This is a genomic window from Exiguobacterium oxidotolerans JCM 12280 (assembly GCF_000702625.1).
Lineage (GTDB): Bacteria > Bacillota > Bacilli > Exiguobacteriales > Exiguobacteriaceae > Exiguobacterium_A > Exiguobacterium_A oxidotolerans.
Window position 1 is genome coordinate 617,416 of sequence record NZ_JNIS01000001.1, and the last position, 15,728, is coordinate 633,143.

18 protein-coding genes and 1 other annotated feature are annotated in these 15,728 nt (G+C 48.8%); of the genes, 2 read left to right on the top strand and 16 right to left on the bottom strand.

From position 1 onward, the window contains the following. Nucleotides 1-48: 48 nt before the first annotated feature. Nucleotides 49-1,134 carry a cysteine desulfurase family protein gene (locus tag P403_RS0103240; RefSeq protein WP_029331043.1) on the top strand — a complete coding sequence of 362 codons (1,086 nt, stop codon included), beginning with the start codon at nucleotides 49-51 and terminating at the stop codon, nucleotides 1,132-1,134. 26 nt (nucleotides 1,135-1,160) lie between these two features. Beyond that, nucleotides 1,161-1,703 carry a transcription repressor NadR gene (locus tag P403_RS0103245; RefSeq protein WP_029331044.1) on the top strand — a complete coding sequence of 181 codons (543 nt, stop codon included), beginning with the start codon at nucleotides 1,161-1,163 and terminating at the stop codon, nucleotides 1,701-1,703. Nucleotides 1,704-2,102: 399 nt separating this feature from the next. Here P403_RS0103245 and P403_RS0103250 read toward each other — a convergent pair whose 3' ends face one another. From P403_RS0103250 to P403_RS0103325, 16 genes are all read right to left on the bottom strand, one after another. Next, nucleotides 2,103-3,380: a hemolysin family protein gene (locus tag P403_RS0103250; RefSeq protein ID WP_029331045.1), complete on the bottom strand. Its 1,278-nt coding sequence runs from the start codon at nucleotides 3,378-3,380 to the stop codon at nucleotides 2,103-2,105. Between the two features lie 45 nt (nucleotides 3,381-3,425). Then, nucleotides 3,426-4,721, bottom strand: a complete 1,296-nt coding sequence (gene obgE, locus P403_RS0103255; RefSeq protein ID WP_029331046.1) for a GTPase ObgE — start codon at nucleotides 4,719-4,721, stop codon at nucleotides 3,426-3,428. 15 nt (nucleotides 4,722-4,736) lie between these two features. Beyond that, nucleotides 4,737-5,222: a Spo0B domain-containing protein gene (locus P403_RS0103260; RefSeq protein WP_029331047.1), complete on the bottom strand. Its 486-nt coding sequence runs from the start codon at nucleotides 5,220-5,222 to the stop codon at nucleotides 4,737-4,739. A 68-nt stretch (nucleotides 5,223-5,290) separates the two neighbouring features. After that, nucleotides 5,291-5,569, bottom strand: coding sequence for a 50S ribosomal protein L27 (gene rpmA / locus P403_RS0103265; RefSeq protein ID WP_012370976.1), 279 nt, complete (start codon nucleotides 5,567-5,569; stop codon nucleotides 5,291-5,293). Nucleotides 5,570-5,583: 14 nt separating this feature from the next. Beyond that, complete coding sequence (locus P403_RS0103270) at nucleotides 5,584-5,922, bottom strand: ribosomal-processing cysteine protease Prp (protein WP_029331048.1); 339 nt, start codon at nucleotides 5,920-5,922, stop codon at nucleotides 5,584-5,586. Nucleotides 5,923-5,925: 3 nt separating this feature from the next. Beyond that, on the bottom strand, nucleotides 5,926-6,234 hold the full coding sequence (gene rplU / locus P403_RS0103275) for a 50S ribosomal protein L21 (RefSeq protein WP_012370978.1): 309 nt from the start codon (nucleotides 6,232-6,234) through the stop codon (nucleotides 5,926-5,928). Nucleotides 6,235-6,249: 15 nt separating this feature from the next. Next, nucleotides 6,250-6,319 (bottom strand) — a sequence feature (ribosomal protein L21 leader region). A gap of 66 nt (nucleotides 6,320-6,385) precedes the next feature. After that, on the bottom strand, nucleotides 6,386-7,732 hold the full coding sequence (locus tag P403_RS0103280) for a ribonuclease E/G (RefSeq protein ID WP_029331049.1): 1,347 nt from the start codon (nucleotides 7,730-7,732) through the stop codon (nucleotides 6,386-6,388). Nucleotides 7,733-7,795: 63 nt separating this feature from the next. Further along, the gene (minD, locus tag P403_RS0103285) at nucleotides 7,796-8,644 is read right to left on the bottom strand and encodes a septum site-determining protein MinD (RefSeq protein WP_051667297.1); all 849 of its coding nucleotides are present in this window, start codon (nucleotides 8,642-8,644) and stop codon (nucleotides 7,796-7,798) included. Between the two features lie 5 nt (nucleotides 8,645-8,649). Continuing rightward, nucleotides 8,650-9,324, bottom strand: coding sequence for a septum site-determining protein MinC (locus P403_RS0103290; protein ID WP_029331051.1), 675 nt, complete (start codon nucleotides 9,322-9,324; stop codon nucleotides 8,650-8,652). 3 nt (nucleotides 9,325-9,327) lie between these two features. Then, a complete protein-coding gene (mreD, locus tag P403_RS0103295) occupies nucleotides 9,328-9,831 on the bottom strand; it encodes a rod shape-determining protein MreD (protein ID WP_029331052.1) in 504 nt (167 codons plus the stop codon). Next, nucleotides 9,824-10,708, bottom strand: coding sequence for a rod shape-determining protein MreC (gene mreC / locus P403_RS0103300; RefSeq protein WP_029331053.1), 885 nt, complete (start codon nucleotides 10,706-10,708; stop codon nucleotides 9,824-9,826). Before mreC ends, mreD begins: the two co-directional genes overlap by 8 nt. Before the next feature lie 14 nt (nucleotides 10,709-10,722). Further along, a complete protein-coding gene (locus P403_RS0103305; RefSeq protein ID WP_029331054.1) occupies nucleotides 10,723-11,757 on the bottom strand; it encodes a rod shape-determining protein in 1,035 nt (344 codons plus the stop codon). Between the two features lie 162 nt (nucleotides 11,758-11,919). Continuing rightward, the gene (radC, locus tag P403_RS0103310; protein ID WP_200872410.1) at nucleotides 11,920-12,552 is read right to left on the bottom strand and encodes a RadC family protein; all 633 of its coding nucleotides are present in this window, start codon (nucleotides 12,550-12,552) and stop codon (nucleotides 11,920-11,922) included. A gap of 47 nt (nucleotides 12,553-12,599) precedes the next feature. Then, nucleotides 12,600-13,178, bottom strand: a complete 579-nt coding sequence (locus P403_RS0103315; RefSeq protein WP_029331056.1) for a Maf family protein — start codon at nucleotides 13,176-13,178, stop codon at nucleotides 12,600-12,602. A 107-nt stretch (nucleotides 13,179-13,285) separates the two neighbouring features. Next, nucleotides 13,286-14,008, bottom strand: coding sequence for a hypothetical protein (locus tag P403_RS0103320; protein WP_029331057.1), 723 nt, complete (start codon nucleotides 14,006-14,008; stop codon nucleotides 13,286-13,288). Next, on the bottom strand, nucleotides 14,005-15,726 hold the full coding sequence (locus P403_RS0103325; protein ID WP_029331058.1) for a type IV pilus biogenesis protein PilM: 1,722 nt from the start codon (nucleotides 15,724-15,726) through the stop codon (nucleotides 14,005-14,007). The genes P403_RS0103320 and P403_RS0103325 overlap by 4 nt, the downstream gene beginning before the upstream one ends. Between the last annotated feature and the right edge of the window lie 2 nt (nucleotides 15,727-15,728).

Genomic DNA, 15,728 nt, shown 5'->3' on the forward strand with positions numbered 1-15,728 from the left:
TTGGCATATTTTTAGTCGAGTGACAAGACGAAAGGATCCGATTCATTTATGATTTATTTAGATTACGCGGCAACGACTCCGATGTATCCTGGTGCAATCGAACAGTATCGATTGGCAGCTGAACAAGCTTACGGCAACAGTTCTTCACTTCATGACATCGGAAATCGAGCAGCACAAATTCTCGAACGAGCACGTACACAGCTCTTAGCTCTACTCGGTCAAACTGATGGAAATATCGTTTTCACCGGTAGTGGCTCGGAAGCGAATTACATTGCGATACAGCACCTCCTTCGTCAAAGTCAAAAGACAACTGTCTTGACACTTGCTTGCGAACACGATTCTGTCCTCCTGCCACTGGAGCGGCTCGCCTCAAACACGATCCTCTTACCACTGCTTCCAAATGGTTCATTTGACTGGACGTACTTCAAGACCGTCTGCACGGATGAAGTCGGTGTCGTCTCGATTCAACACGTCAACTCGGACACAGGCTTCATTTTTCCAGTTGAAGAAATCGCTCAATTTTGTCAGGCGAGAGGCATCTTATTTCACTGTGACGGTGTGCAAGGATTTCTCAAACATCCCCTCTCGATTGACTCGTTTGATGCCTATACGTGCAGCAGTCATAAAGTCTATGGACCAAAAGGACTTGGCGCCGTCTATTTACGCCGTCCGCTCTTTAGCCCTTACTACGCTGCCCACCACGAGCTTGGAATTCGCCCCGGAACGGTCGATGTCCCGGGAATCGTCGCTTTCTTGACCGCTTGTGAACACTATCAATCTGAAAATCCTCGCTTCCAAGCCGCAAGTCAGAAATTTCGTGGTATGCTACAAAAAAGACTTCCTCATGCGAGTTATCATGTCGTCGAGTCACCCAATCAACTGGCTTCGATTTGTGCCATTCATACGAAAAAGATGGATGGACAATTCGTTTTACTCGCCCTGAACCGGGCTGGAATCGCTGTTTCAGCCGGAAGCGCTTGCCGGGCAGGCGAAAATGGACCGAATTCTACGCTTCGTGCCATCCAGTATGATGAAACGGCAGCACACGGCCTGATTCGTCTTAGTTTTGGACTTCATACGACAAAAGAGGAAGTCGAGCGGTGTATCGATTTCTTATGTACACTTGATACATGATTTTTTGAAGAAGGGCAGGAGTGGCAATGGGAAGAAGACAATCTGGAGAAGAACGTCGAAACTTACTCCTACAGATTATCGAGGATAGTAATCATCCGATCACTGGTACGGCACTTGCGAAACAGGCGGGTGTAAGCCGACAAGTCATCGTTCAGGATTTATCGTTATTAAAAGCCAAAGGTCATCCAGTCGTAGCTACGGCTCGCGGGTATTTACTCAACGAACTAGAAAACGATTCTTCACGAAAACGGCGAAAAATCGTCTGCCGTCATGGATACGATCAGCTTAAAGAAGAATGTGATGCCATCGTCGATGAAGGCGTCACCGTTCTCGACGTCATCGTCGAACATCCAGTCTACGGTTTCATCACGGGCGAGTTGATGCTGAAAAGTCGGCGTGACGTCCGCGTTTTAATAGAACGCCTTGAAGAAACACAGGCGACTCCATTATCGAGTCTGACGGACGGTGTCCACATCCATACGTTAGAAGCTGACAGCGATGAGGCGCTTGAAGCAGCAATCGAAAAGTTAGATCATCTCGGCATCCTAGTTTCTGAGTTGGACGTCTAACCAAAATGCATACATCTGACCGTCATGAACGAGAAAAATATGTATAGAAAACGCCGATGACTCCGCATAACAGCGGGAACATCGGCGTTTCTTGCGCACAGGGCGGAACCGTCTTTCATTACGTTTGATTTTTAAGCGATGATTGCATATGCCTCTTCGACTTTTAGACTGTAGACAAACTCTTATGAAACGTAAAATGTGATATCGAGAAGCAACAGTTCGCGCTTCCCTGTCCTGCCTCGCCCGAGGAAAGCAACGAAAAAAGACACTTTTATTTTCAGATATCACTTTGTCTACACGCTGAAAGAAGGGATTGCACATCCATGATAGATGGCAATCCCTTCTTTTTTATCATCGGCTTTTAATCAACGTGTTGTATTCAGACCTCTTCCAAGTCGATCAAGATCGTTCTTCGACCGTTTCAGCAACTTCAGACACGAATGTTGCTAATATTTTTCGGACACGGCGGTTTTCAACATGAAGTACCGTGAACGTGACACGCTCATATGTCATCGTTGTGCCCACTTCAGGAATTTGACCGACACGTTCCATAATCCAGCCGCCCAGCGACTGGGCTTCTGTTTCCGGCATCGTCAATTCGAATTGGTCACAAAAATCTTCAATGTCATACTCTGCGAGACATTCGAAACGGTTTACACCAATCTGTTTCGTATATTCAAGTGATTCATCATGCTCATCCCAAATTTCACCGACTAATTCTTCTAAGATATCTTCAAGCGTAATTAATCCGGCCGTTCCACCAAACTCATCAAGTACGACAGCCATATGTGACTGTTTCACTTTCAGTTCAGGTAACAAATCCATCAAATGGGTTTGCGGGACGACGAAGGATACCGGTCGAATCCACTCACGGATGTCGACGGTTCCATTTTTGACGAACTCGCGTAAGAAATCACGTTCGGATAGAACACCGATGATATGGTCAATCGAGTCCTTATAAACCGGCAGACGGGAAAAACCGCCTTTTTGTACCTCACGTAAAATTTCTTCGAAGCTGTCATCGATATCAATCGCTTGAATATCTGTTCGTGGTGTCAACGCTTCTTCGACAGTAATGTTCTTAAAATCGACGGCACGGTGGACAAGCTCAGCCCCTGCTTCATCCATGACGCCTTCTTCCTCACTGATGTCGACGAGTGCCAACAGCTCTTGTTCCGTCACGAGCGGTCCTTTTGGATCAGCACCAATCAGGACAAGTGCAACATGACGTAACTTTAAGAATAGAAAGACGACTGGTTTGAAGAGACTCAGACACATGCGCAGTGGACTACTAATCCAGAGGACGTACTTTTCAGCATGTTCCCGTGCGTACGATTTCGGAATCAATTCACCGAATAACAAAATCAGTAAGAACGTTCCGAAAACGATGCCGACGCGTGGTAACGGCTCCGATGACATCGTCATCGCAAGCCATCCCCCAATCATCGCAACACCGAGGTTCGAAATCGTATTGCCAATCAAAATTGCGGTCAGCGTTTCTTCATAGCGTTGGAACAAGCGCAGTGCTCGTGAGGCACGACGGTCGCCTTCTTCAGATTGATGCAAAATCCGTAAGCGGTTTGCGCTCGATAAAGCAGTTTCAGAAGAAGAGAAGAACGCTGAGATGACCAATAACACGAGCAGCCAGATGAACGGAATCGCGGGAAGTGGGTCCACGATGATTTCACACTCCATTTCCTAAATGAATGATTTACGTGATTTTTAGAACGAAGACTCGATGAATTCGAATTCGAAGTCACGGATCCGAACGACGTCCCCATCAATCGCACCTAACTTACGAAGCTCATCATCGACGCCCATTTGACGTAATGTCCGAGCGAATCGTTTAATCGACTCTTCCCGCATGAAGTTCGTCATCGTGAAGAGTTTCTCGATCCGTGGTCCTTGGATGACGAAGCAATCATCTTCATCTTTCGAAATCGTAAAGCCAGCTTCTGGTGCTTCGTAACCATAGACAACACGTGGTGTCGCGGCTTTTTCTTCAAGCTCTTCAAGACCAAATTCTGGTGTCGCATCGACGAGATCGGCGATCCGGAACAAGAGGTCACGTAATCCTTGACGCGTCGCTGCAGAAATCGCAAAGACTTCGAGGTCCGGGAACGCTTCTTTGAACGCTTCGAGGTTCGCTTCTGCATCCGGCATATCCATCTTGTTTGCGACGACGACTTGCGGACGATCCGTCAGACGTAAGTTATAGTCTGCCAGTTCTTTGTTGATGATGTTGTAATCCTCAACCGGGTCGCGTCCTTCCATTCCACTCATGTCGATGACGTGGACGATGACTTTCGTCCGCTCGACGTGACGAAGGAATTGGTGACCGAGTCCGACACCTTCACTTGCTCCTTCGATGAGTCCCGGTAAGTCGGCCATGATGAAGCTACGGCTGTCTTCCGTTTCGACGACACCGATGTTTGGTGTGATTGTCGTGAAGTGGTATGCTCCGATTTTCGGACGTGCTGCTGAGACGATTGATAACATCGTTGATTTCCCGACACTCGGGAATCCGACAAGTCCAACATCAGCAAGCATCTTGAGTTCAAGTTTCAAGTACTTCTCTTCGCCGGGCTCCCCGTTTTCCGCATGTTCCGGAGCCGGGTTCGCAGGTGTCGCGAAACGCGAGTTTCCGCGTCCACCACGTCCACCTTTAGCGACGACGGCTTGTTGCCCGTGATGAACGAGATCGGCAATGACTGCATCCGTATCATCATCGTAGACGACCGTGCCTGGTGGTACTTTAACGACGAGGTGCTCCGACTTACGTCCGTGCATCCCCTTCGACATTCCATTTTCACCTTGAACGGCTTTAAAATGGCGTTTGTAACGGAAGTCCATCAACGTACGAAGTCCTTCATCCACTTCAAGAACGACGTGAGCACCGTGCCCACCATCTCCTCCGGCCGGACCACCGTCTGGAACATATTTTTCGCGACGGAACGCAACTTGCCCGCGTCCACCATCTCCTGCTTTTACATAAATATTTACCTGATCGACGAACATGTCAGATCCCTCCTATTACTTCTCTTCCCCTACAGGAAGACTTTCAATTTCGATCACACACTCATTGGCTGTCTGTGACTCGATTTCCATCGGCGTCACTAGATTCTTAAGGCGCGACATATCTAGTAGATCCCGATAGACCTCGATGGTCACGCCCTCATGGAAGGTCACGGATACTTCTCCATCTCCCACTTCAATCATATCAATCGCAGCCTCGATGATTTTCGCTAGCCGTACGTCATCAATCTGCTTCGGTTTCTCGATCACATCATATTCGACAGTCAAGCCTGTCCAATCCGCTCGTTGAAGTGTGAGCGCTGTTTTCGGTAGTTCAATCAACGTCAGGCGTCCTTCTCGTGACGCTTGCTCGCGATAGACTGAACAAATCGATTCAACCGCCGCCTCGTCACCCATCGCGCTATACGAACGAACGAGTTGTAATCGATTCAACCATTCGTGACGAAGTGTCTTTAAAAGATCAAGTACCTGCTCATCCTTCATCGGTCGTTCCCTCCTAAAAAAACAGACCCTAACCCCCGAAAGTGGCTAGAGTCTGCTTCATCGATCACTTATGCTGGGTAAACGCTGACTTGTTTTTTGTCGCGTCCAAGACGTTCGAAACGAACGACACCAGTTGCAGTTGCGAAAAGTGTATCATCGCCACCACGTCCGACGTTCATACCTGGGTGAATCTTCGTACCGCGTTGGCGGTAGAGGATTGAACCAGCAGAAACAGTTTGACCGTCTGCACGTTTCGCCCCAAGGCGTTTCGATTGCGAGTCACGACCGTTCTTTGTCGAACCTACCCCTTTTTTCGATGCGAAGAACTGAAGATTAAGTTTCAACATGTGGAATCCACCTCCTATATTTGTTCAAGTTGGATATACTCACCGTAACTTTCAGCGATGGTTCCGAGTTGGACCAAGGTCGCTTCCAGTAACAATTGGGTGCGTTCACTGACATCCGGTGCTAAGTCAGCGTACGGCTCTACATAAAAGTAGCCACCCTCTTGTTGTTCTGCCATTTCAAGGAGCAGGACCTGCCCGAGTAGTGACTCGATTGCATTGTATGCTCCGAAAATCACGCTTGAAGTGCCGGCACAGACTAAATCTAGACCAGGCTCAGCAAACTCGGCATGTCCTGTCACTTCGATGGAACGAATCAAATCCGCTTCATCTCGTCGAATCTTAACACGTATCATGGCTTACGCTTCGATTTTCTCGATGCGGACCTTCGTGTAAGGTTGACGGTGACCTTGCTTACGACGGTAGTTCTTTTTAGCTTTCATTTTGAAGACTGTGATCTTTTTCGCGCGAGCGTGTTTGATGACCGTTGCTACGACCTTCGCACCTTCTACGAGTGGAGCGCCGACTTTAACATCGTCACCACCAAGGATCAAGACTTCGCCGAATTCTACTGTGCTGTCGACGTCTGCGTTTAATTTCTCAACGTAGATCTCTTGGCCAGCTTCGACTTTAACTTGTTTACCACCAGTTTTAATAATTGCGTACATTACGTGCACCTCCTCTTAGGAACTCAGACTCGCCATCACGGGCAGCGGATGCTTTAAAACCCGGTCTGTGCGGTTGTAGTCATTTGGTGCTTCCAAACGAACTAACGTTATTCAGAATACCAAATGAAGTTGACTATTGTCAATAACGTTCTTATTGTTTTTGCTGACGACCGATAAATTCTTCACATTCCTGCTTCGTTCCCGTAAATAAGATACCGGTTTCGCCTTCGACAATTAACAGCTCGACCGGTGCGTCTTGTAGCAACAACGGACTTAAGTCGCCAGTCGGCACGCGGACGACGGCTGCTTCCGCATAGGTCGCAATTTCAATCAACTTCGGTTCGAGTTGCCGGTGAATCGCAATCCGTGACGGCTTCCCTTGTGCAACAGACCGTTCGAGTAACGATTTTCCATGCCGTTGCCGCGTCAATTCGCAAAGACCCATCTTCGTAAAACCGTAGACTTCGATTTGCTTCGTTTCTTGGGCGGCGCGTTCCTTTAGCAATTGCGTCACACGCGTCTGCCCTTTACTTGAGCCCCGCAGGAAATCGACGGCAATCATGCCACTGATGTTGCGCAAACGTAATTGGCGCATGATTTCACCGGCTGCCGCTTCATTGATTTGGTCAAACGTCCGTTTTTGCTCTTTGACGGAAATCATCTTCCCACTATTGACGTCAATCACTGTCATCGTCTCGACTTCTTCAATCAATAAATAGGCGCCGCCATCGAGCCAAACGATTTTTTCGAGCGCTTTCTCGATGACTTGGTCGACATGTTCCATCTCCGGGAGCCGTCCTTTCAATACAGGACGATCGACGCGTAATCCGAGTTGCTCCAATCGTTCTTTTTCCATTCGATTCGATACACAGGCTTCTTCGATGAACGGGAGCCGTTTCGCTTCCTGGACAATCAATGATTCATCCTGTTCTAAGTTATCCTGCTTTAGCATTTGTTCATGACGGGCCCGTAACTGAAACAGCTCTTTCTCGAGTATACCGACTTCTGCTTGCGATGCTTCCGTTCGGTACAAGATGCCTTCCATCTCACTTGTCTGAATCAGCTCGGCTAATTGTTGCTGCGTGACGAGATCGAGTTTCCGGCTAAAGCGGACACGCCGACCATACGGGAAATAGACGAGATAGCGTCCGCCATAGGTGATGTTTTGCGTCACTTTATGCTGTTTCGGTGCCGTGCCTTCCTTGACGACCTGAACGAGAATGGTCTGACCGACTTGGACAGCCTGACCGATTGTCGGGACATCCGGGTAACGGCGTAACGTTTCCAATGTTTCGTTGATCGGTAAGTAAAGCGGTGTTCCATCGGTCGCAATCAAAAAGGCAGCCTCAAGCGTCGGATGCAGCCGATCGACTTTCGCGTAGAGCAGCGTACCGACACGAATCTCATCCCGCATCCGCTCATGGTACTCGACGACTCGACCGCCTTCAACTAACGCAACACGCTCAAGCGACGGGGTTTGTTCACTAATCCATTTCATACGAATTCCTCCAAAAAAAATAGACCAGAAGCAACATAGCTCTTCTCGTCTATTTTCCCTAACTTATTTCATACCAAGCATTTTTTTCAATTTCACGAAGAACCCTTTTTGCGGTTGTTCGTTTAAGTCGAGTAATGGAACTGACTCTCCTAGAATCCGCCGCGTGATGTTCCGGTAACCGAGTCCGGCCCGATTATCCGGATTCATCGTCACCGGGACGCCACGGTGCGAGGCCGCGATGACTTCTTCGTCGTCGACGATCAAGCCGAGCAGGTCGATCGACAAGATACGCATGATTTCATCGATGTCGAGCATGTCCCCTGATGCCATCATGTGTGAACGGACACGGTTGATGACGAGACGCGGGACGATTTCACGCTCCGACCGTTCGAGCATGCCGATGATTCGGTCTGCATCCTGAACCGCGGCTTTTTCCGGTGTCGTGACGATGACGGCTTCATCCGCTCCGGCAATCGCGTTCATGAATCCTTGCTCGATTCCAGCAGGGCAATCGATTAAAACGAACTCATATTCAAGTTTCAACGTGTCAATGATCGCTTTCACCTGTTCCGGCGTGACGGACGATTTGTCCTTAGACTGGGCAGCAGGCAACAGATACATCTCTTCAAAACGTTTATCACGCACGAGTGCTTGGTGCAACTTACATTGCCCCGTCACGACGTCGACGATGTTATAGATACTCCGATTATCGAGACCAAGTACGATATCGAGATTACGTAATCCAATATCCGTATCGACGAGACAAACCGAGTGGCCCATCAATGCGAGCGCAGTTCCGATGTTCGCAGTCGTCGTCGTTTTCCCGACGCCACCTTTACCAGACGTGACGACAATCGCCCGCCCGACGTTCGTTTTGGCATCTCTATGTACCTGTTCTTTCACTTGTTCCATGTCTGTCACCCTCTTTCACTATCGATCGCAAACTGATCCATCCGCGCAAGCGGAACGGTTTGGAGTCGAGAAAATTCAATTCCCGCTTCTCCTATAAACGCACAACCCATTTCTAAGGCCGGTACCGGTGCATCATCCGGTTCATCATGGACGAGGTCAGAAATCGAAATCCACTTCGGTTGTAGCACACTTGCGGCGACGACCGCTTCATCATTGCCACCTTTACCGGCGTGAACCGTCCCTCTTAATGCTCCGAGACAATAGATACTTCCAGTCGCATGGACGACAGCACCAGGGTTGATGTCACCGATGACGACGATTGACCCTTCAATATCAAGGACATGACCACTCCTAGCAGTTCCACCAAAATAGTGGAAGGTCCGTTCCCCATATAATGCTTTTGCTTCATCTTTCGTCAGGCACTCACTGTCATACCCGTTGAATGAAAAAGAATCATGTCGTCCGACAATCGATTCGACCGCTGTCACGACACCTTCGTCGACGTAACGTCGCCCAAAGAAGAACGTAATCGGTACGGCGCGTCCGTTCTCGACGGATTTATCGGCAAGCGTCAATTCTAAGTCGTCAAGAAATTCATCCACACTGCACCGTTCGTTTACATAAACGGCAAGGCCACCACGATGACCTTTCATCGTTACATAACGCTTACGTTCAATCATGACTCATCCTCTTTTCTCGTCAAGTGTGGATTGCACGAGTCGGGTCATCGGATAATACAGAATGATAATCCCGATCAGCTGTGCAATGAGACTCTTCGGAATGATTTGTGTCGCCAGTTCTGTAAACGGAACATCGACACCTAAGACCGAAGCCGTAAAGAAATAAATATCAAATTCGAATAATAAGGCACTGAACGTAAAGGTGACGATAATCGTCAATACGTTCTCCTTTACATATTTTAGCACGAAGCTACTAAAAAGCGGAATGGCAGATAACGCAAATAAGTAAATACCGATGATATCGGAATAGACGAAGTCATACAACAGACCGAATACTAAGCCGAAACCAAGTGCCTGTTCGATTTTGCCGTAGCGTCCGAGAAACATTAAGGCAATCAAAGTCAGGTGGACCGCATACGGCGACCCGTCACCGAGCGGACCTGCAAAAATCGTTCCTTCCAAGATAAAAAGAAGGAACACGGCGAAAAACAACTTGACGTTATTCACGAGTGTCCCCTCCCTTATCGGTCTCAGCGAAAGGTTCCTCCGCCTCTCGTTCAATCACGAAGACGTGACCAAACTGTTCGAAGTCTGCTGCCGGTTTGACGTATGCGATTTTCGAAGCACCGTATTTATCCGACTTCACTTCCTCGATTTTGCCGATGACAACACCGCTTGGATATTTTCCTCCGAGACCGGATGTCGCGACAATCTGCCCTTTTTTTAACTTCGCGTCATTCGGAATTTTCGTGAATTTCAACAAGTTCGTTTCCTCATCGAATCCTTCAATCGTTCCGAAAACACCCTTGCCTTTCGTATCGTCCGCAACAGCTGAAACATTGTTCGTACGACTCGTGTCAGATAACAACTGAACGAGCGAAGTGTAGGCACTCGTCTGAATGACACGTCCAATCAATCCATCTGCCGTCACGACGGCCATATTGGACTTGACCCCTTTTTGTTCGCCGATGTTCACGGTCACGAAACGTTGCCACTCGGACGGTGTTCGACCAATCATTTCAGCTGGAAGTAACGTGTAGTCGCGAATCGAGCCACCCAGGTCGAGCATATCTTTTAACTCTTTGTTCTCACGTTCTAAATCACGGACTTTGACGGAAGTTTCCGCATAGTCATTTAAACGTGATTTTAAATACTCATTTTCCTTATACACGTCACGCACTTCTGTAATCGAAGTGACCGTATCATCAATCCAGCCAATCGGTGTCGCGAAAAGACGTTGACCGACCCCGACGGTATCACGGACAAAACTTTGATACCAGTGGGATTGGTTACGCCCTTGCAACGAAATACCGATCAATATCACCAAAAGGAGAAAACTAAGGAGTGTGATGAGCAGTTTTCGATTATTTAAAAATCGCTTCATCGCTCATCCCGTCCTTATCTTTTTTGTGAGATGCCTGATTTCGAACGAAGGACATTCATCATCTCAAGTGATTTTCCTGTACCGATTGCGACACAATCGAGTGCGTTTTCAGCAACAAGCGTCAAGATGCGTGTTTCGTCTTCGATGACAGAATCAAGGTTTTTAAGGAGCGCACCGCCACCTGTCAAGACGATTCCGCGGTCCATGACATCAGCCGAAAGTTCCGGCGGTGTTTGTTCAAGCGTGTGCTTGACACCTGCTAAAATCGCATCGACCGTATCGGATAACGCGTCGCAAATTTCTGCACTCGTTACTTCGATTTGTTTCGGAAGACCTGTGACGAGGTCGCGACCACGAATTTCCATCGTTTCGTTTTCTGACTCTTCATCGATTCGTGCGTAACCGATCGTCATCTTGAGTGTCTCGGCCGTCCGTTCACCAATCATCAAGTTGTACTTCGATTTGATGTAACGAATGATTGACTCATCCATTTCATCTCCACCGACACGAATCGATTGACTCGTTACGATGCCGCCAAGCGAGATGACTGCGACTTCCGTCGTTCCGCCACCGATATCGACGACCATTGATCCTGTTGGTTCAGATACTGGAAGACCGGCACCGATTGCTGCTGCAAATGGTTCTTCGATCGTGTAGGCTTCACGCGCGCCAGCAAGTTTTGCCGCATCTTCAACGGCACGTTTTTCGACTGACGTGATGCCGCTTGGCACACAAATCATGACGTTCGTTTTCGATGAGAACAATCCTTTTTTCTTCGACGCTTGATCCATGAAATACTTGATCATCGTCGCAGTTGTTTCATAATCAGCAATTACGCCGTCTTTCATCGGCCGTCGTGCCGTCACGTTGCCCGGTGTCCGTCCAATCATGTTTTTCGCTGCGTTCCCGACTGCCTCAATCTTACCTGTATCGGTACGGAAAGCGACAACAGAAGGTTCGCGTACAACGATTCCTTGCCCCTTCACATAAACGAGCGTGTTTGCCGTACCTAAGTCAATGCCGATTTCACGGCTAAATGATCCAAACATTATTCAAAAAACCCCTCTCTGAAAATACAACTCCACTAATTATAACGGAAAAGCACTCTTAGAAAAGCGCTAAAACGTTACAGCTTGTTTACAGTTCACCTATTTTTCAAAACACAAAAACGCCTGAGGTCAGGAAGTCCACTTCCCCCTCAGACGTTATTCTTACATAAATCCGCGTTGTTTCATACTAATAAATTGTCCGTGACCGATGACGAGGTGATCGATACAACTGATTCCAATCAATCTGCCCGCCTCGACCATCCGTTCCGACACCTCGATATCTTCCCGGCTCGGCGTCGGATCGCCAGACGGATGATTATGGACGGCGATGAAGCTTGCTGCCGAACAACGAATCGCTTCCCGGAAAATGTCACGTGGATGGACGATTGACGTGTTCAACCCTCCGATGAAGAGCGTCTTTTTCGAAATGACCTCATTTTTCGTATTCAAATACAGACAGATAAAGTGCTCTTGCTGGTAGAGGCGCATCTCTTCTAACAACAGCTCCGCTGCATCCTCCGGTGAACGAACGACCGGTCGGACCCACTTCGGTTCTGTGACGAGCCGGCGGCCGAGCTCGAGTCCCGCCATGATTTGGAGCGCCTTCGCCTTGCCGACGCCGGGTGACTTCTCCAGTCCTCCGACTCCCGCTGCCTCAAGCTCAATCAACGAGGGGTGACGATCAAGTAATTCTTCCGCGATTTCAAGCGGCGATTGATTTCTCGTTCCACTTCGGACGAGACATGCTAGTAATTCGACTGTCGTCGCATGGGTCAGCCCCTTTAGTTGAATCATATCCTTCGGCAATTCAATCACTGCATCCGACCTCTCTTTAGTAGGCGTTACGCAAATTCCGGCTTGATTCCGAATGCTTCGAGTCGTTTCGCAATCGGATGAATCGGTAATCCGACGACATTATAATAATCGCCTGCAATCGCTTCGACGAATAATCCTCCGACCGCCTGGATGCCGTATCCACCGGCTTTATCATACGGCTCATCCGTCTCCGTGTAGCGCATAATCCAGTCCTGCGACAATTTGGCAAACCGGACTTCTGTCGTCACGGTAAACGTTTCGACGTGATCATTCATCACAATCGTCACGCCCGTCAAGACATGATGGGTCCGACCAGATAATTGAAGCAACATCTGCTTTGCGGCTAAACGATTGAGCGGTTTTTCCAAAATCAAACCGTCAATCGACACGACGGTATCAGCCGCTAGAATGATTTCATCCGTTTGTGCAACAGCACGGGCTTTTTTGTCGGATAAGTAGGCGACGTATTCGGCAGGCGCCATCGGATAGGGCGCTTCTTCGACGACGTCAGCAGGACGAACCTCATGCTGTATTCCGATTTGGTCCAAAAGCTGTGTCCGGCGCGGAGACGCCGAAGCAAGAATCAAGGGTGGTTGCGTTACCATTAGTATCACGCTCTTTCTGATAGATTTCGAACTAGCTTAATTCACTCAAGGAGTAGTATAACGAAAAACAAGTGCCTCTCCCGTGAAGAGAAGCACTTGTTTCCAAACTAATTTCCTGTGACATCGACAAAGGGATCTGATTTCGGGGTCGTCTCCTTGAGTGGTGTCTTCTTATCTGGAACGAGTTGTGTTAGATCAGGTCGATAATACGTCTCGATTTCAATCGTAAACGCCATCATCTCATCGTCAAGAAGAATCGTCTCACTTCCGGCACCTGGTTCATCCGGTCCCGTCAATTGAATCTGACGCAAGATCGTAATCCGATCCGTCCGTTCGATTTGTTTGAGGAATGCCATCAGTTCAAGGTATGACGGTGCTTCGACAGATAACGATGCCGGAAGCGGTGTCGCGGCCGTCGTCGCGACAGGTGCTTCTGCTCCATCCGCATCGATGTCAGACTCTGTCGCCATCGCTCCGTCGACGACCGGTGTTGACTCGACAACCGGTGCAGGTGCAACATCCGTTTGGCTGAACGTAATCGACTGAACTTTGACTCCTGCAATTTGACTCGAGGCATTGATGGCGTCGATGACGTCATCATTCGCCGGGAGGACAGGTACTTTTTTCTGTAAGAAGCTTGATTCAGCGACATCGACTTTTTGTTCATTCGCTTTTGCGATTTCGAGGGCCATCTGTTCCCGATCAAGCGTCGCTTCCGTTTCATTCAATTCTTGGTACGTCGTATAGGTCGTATAACCGAAATAGGCGACTCCTCCAATTACGAGCAGGAGCGTCAATCCGAGGAGAAGGTAACTACTATAACGCTTCAATTATCCTCCACCTCCTCAATTTCGGTCGAGACGACTTCGCCTGTTCCGTCTTCTGGTGTCACTTCACCGTCTGGCGTCGCCGACTCCGTCTCGCCATCTTCTTTTGGTACATCCGGATTCGCTTCATTCGTTTCACCTTTGACGACCTCCGCCGGTAAGACTGACAACGTGAATTGACCGATGTAACGTGGTTCTTCCGTTTTTTCATCAGCCGATGGTGTAATCGTCGTCGTCGGAATTTCTTCCCCTGTCGCCGGATCGATCGTTGTCGACGTGACGACATCTGCCTCTTCGTTCATTGTCTTTGTCGTGATACCTGTCAATGAAACTCCTGTAAAGACGTCATCCGTCAAGAGTTGACGATAAAAACCGTTCAATTCTTCCAGTGTTTCGAATTGCGCATTCATCGTCACGAGATGATCGGCACCATAGGCGAACTGTAAGATGTAGCCGCGTTCCGGTAAGTAGCGGGTAATCCGTTCAAGCGTCGGGACTGCCGGGCGCGGCGTCTCCTCTAATCCGTCGACGGTCTGCTTCAATTGGGCAATTTCTTGTTTCGCTGATTGTGCCGATTCCGCCTGAAGGGCACGAACGATTTGTACTTGATTGTTTGCTGTCTCGATCCGGTCCGCGAACTGGTCCGTTTGCCAGAACAAGTAGCCGCCAATCATTCCGCCAAATAACAACAGGACGAGCGACGCGACGAGCGGAAACTTCGGCATGACGTCGTTCTCTGGTAACAGATTGATTCGAGTTTTTTGTGGAATCGCGAGTCCAATCAGCGGTAAATACGCACGCGGAATCGGTTGTGACGCGACTTCGAGCTGTTCCGGAAGCTGTTCGAGTCGGAGATCAAAATTCGCTTCGAACCGTTTGACGAGCTCCTCCTGGAACGGGAAATCTCCTGCTAGAATGACACGGCTGATTTCCCGTTGGTCACGCGCGAGCGAAAACCGGTAGAAATCGAGCACACGTGAAAATTCGAGCAGCATTTCGTCAAGTGTCATCTCGACTTGTGCGTCATCTAAGCGATACCGGTAATGGAGACGATCCTCCATCACCTCAACTTCCCAGGCATTCGAACTGAACGTATCGACGGAACGGATTAAGCGCGGCACTTTGTCTTCGATGATGATCAGTTGATGATTCGTCGCATTGACGTTCCAAATCAAGACGCTGCTACTGTCTTCGACTTCATAGAGCGACTCGATTCCGAAAAACGTAGCGAGCGGTTGCGGTTCAGCTGCGACAAGCCGCAGGTGCTTTTGCTTAAACAATTGCATGTATTGTTGAATCGCTTCGTTCGGTGCCGCATACAGCATGATTTCGCGTTTGCCGTCTTCTTCGAGCAGTGTGTAATCGAAGTACGGTTCTTCAAACGGCAGGACGATGCTGTGCCCGAGTTCCATGAACAAGTAGCCACGGATTTGGTTCGTCTCGACCGACTCCGGAATTTCAAGTTTCCGTGCTAAAACAAGGGATCCGTCAAGCGCAAGAACGGCTTGCGAACCACGCGGAACCTTCAATTTCGTCAACAGGCTGTCAAAAATCAAATCAAGTGACGCTTCCGGTTGTAACCATCCACCTTGGAGTGTCCCGGCAGGCAGCGACGCAACAGCGCGTCGTTTGATGACACCGTTCTTGACGACGGCGCCGAAGACGGCGACATCCGTGAAGTTGAAATAAATATATGTACCTCTACGCCTAGCTTGCGCCATAT

What these genes read in the sequence shown, in the direction of transcription:
- P403_RS0103240 (WP_029331043.1), top strand. Translation starts at nt 49, where the DNA reads ATGATTTATTTAGATTACGCGGCAACGACTCCGATGTATCCTGGTGCA.
- P403_RS0103245 (WP_029331044.1), top strand. Translation starts at nt 1,161, where the DNA reads ATGGGAAGAAGACAATCTGGAGAAGAACGTCGAAACTTACTCCTACAG.
- obgE (WP_029331046.1), bottom strand. Translation starts at nt 4,721, where the DNA reads ATGTTCGTCGATCAGGTAAATATTTATGTAAAAGCAGGAGATGGTGGA.
- P403_RS0103260 (WP_029331047.1), bottom strand. Translation starts at nt 5,222, where the DNA reads ATGAAGGATGAGCAGGTACTTGATCTTTTAAAGACACTTCGTCACGAA.
- rpmA (WP_012370976.1), bottom strand. Translation starts at nt 5,569, where the DNA reads ATGTTGAAACTTAATCTTCAGTTCTTCGCATCGAAAAAAGGGGTAGGT.
- P403_RS0103270 (WP_029331048.1), bottom strand. Translation starts at nt 5,922, where the DNA reads ATGATACGTGTTAAGATTCGACGAGATGAAGCGGATTTGATTCGTTCC.
- rplU (WP_012370978.1), bottom strand. Translation starts at nt 6,234, where the DNA reads ATGTACGCAATTATTAAAACTGGTGGTAAACAAGTTAAAGTCGAAGCT.
- P403_RS0103280 (WP_029331049.1), bottom strand. Translation starts at nt 7,732, where the DNA reads ATGAAATGGATTAGTGAACAAACCCCGTCGCTTGAGCGTGTTGCGTTA.
- minD (WP_051667297.1), bottom strand. Translation starts at nt 8,644, where the DNA reads ATGGAACAAGTGAAAGAACAGGTACATAGAGATGCCAAAACGAACGTC.
- P403_RS0103290 (WP_029331051.1), bottom strand. Translation starts at nt 9,324, where the DNA reads ATGATTGAACGTAAGCGTTATGTAACGATGAAAGGTCATCGTGGTGGC.
- mreC (WP_029331053.1), bottom strand. Translation starts at nt 10,708, where the DNA reads ATGAAGCGATTTTTAAATAATCGAAAACTGCTCATCACACTCCTTAGT.
- P403_RS0103305 (WP_029331054.1), bottom strand. Translation starts at nt 11,757, where the DNA reads ATGTTTGGATCATTTAGCCGTGAAATCGGCATTGACTTAGGTACGGCA.
- radC (WP_200872410.1), bottom strand. Translation starts at nt 12,552, where the DNA reads ATGATTCAACTAAAGGGGCTGACCCATGCGACGACAGTCGAATTACTA.
- P403_RS0103315 (WP_029331056.1), bottom strand. Translation starts at nt 13,178, where the DNA reads ATGGTAACGCAACCACCCTTGATTCTTGCTTCGGCGTCTCCGCGCCGG.
- P403_RS0103325 (WP_029331058.1), bottom strand. Translation starts at nt 15,726, where the DNA reads ATGGCGCAAGCTAGGCGTAGAGGTACATATATTTATTTCAACTTCACG.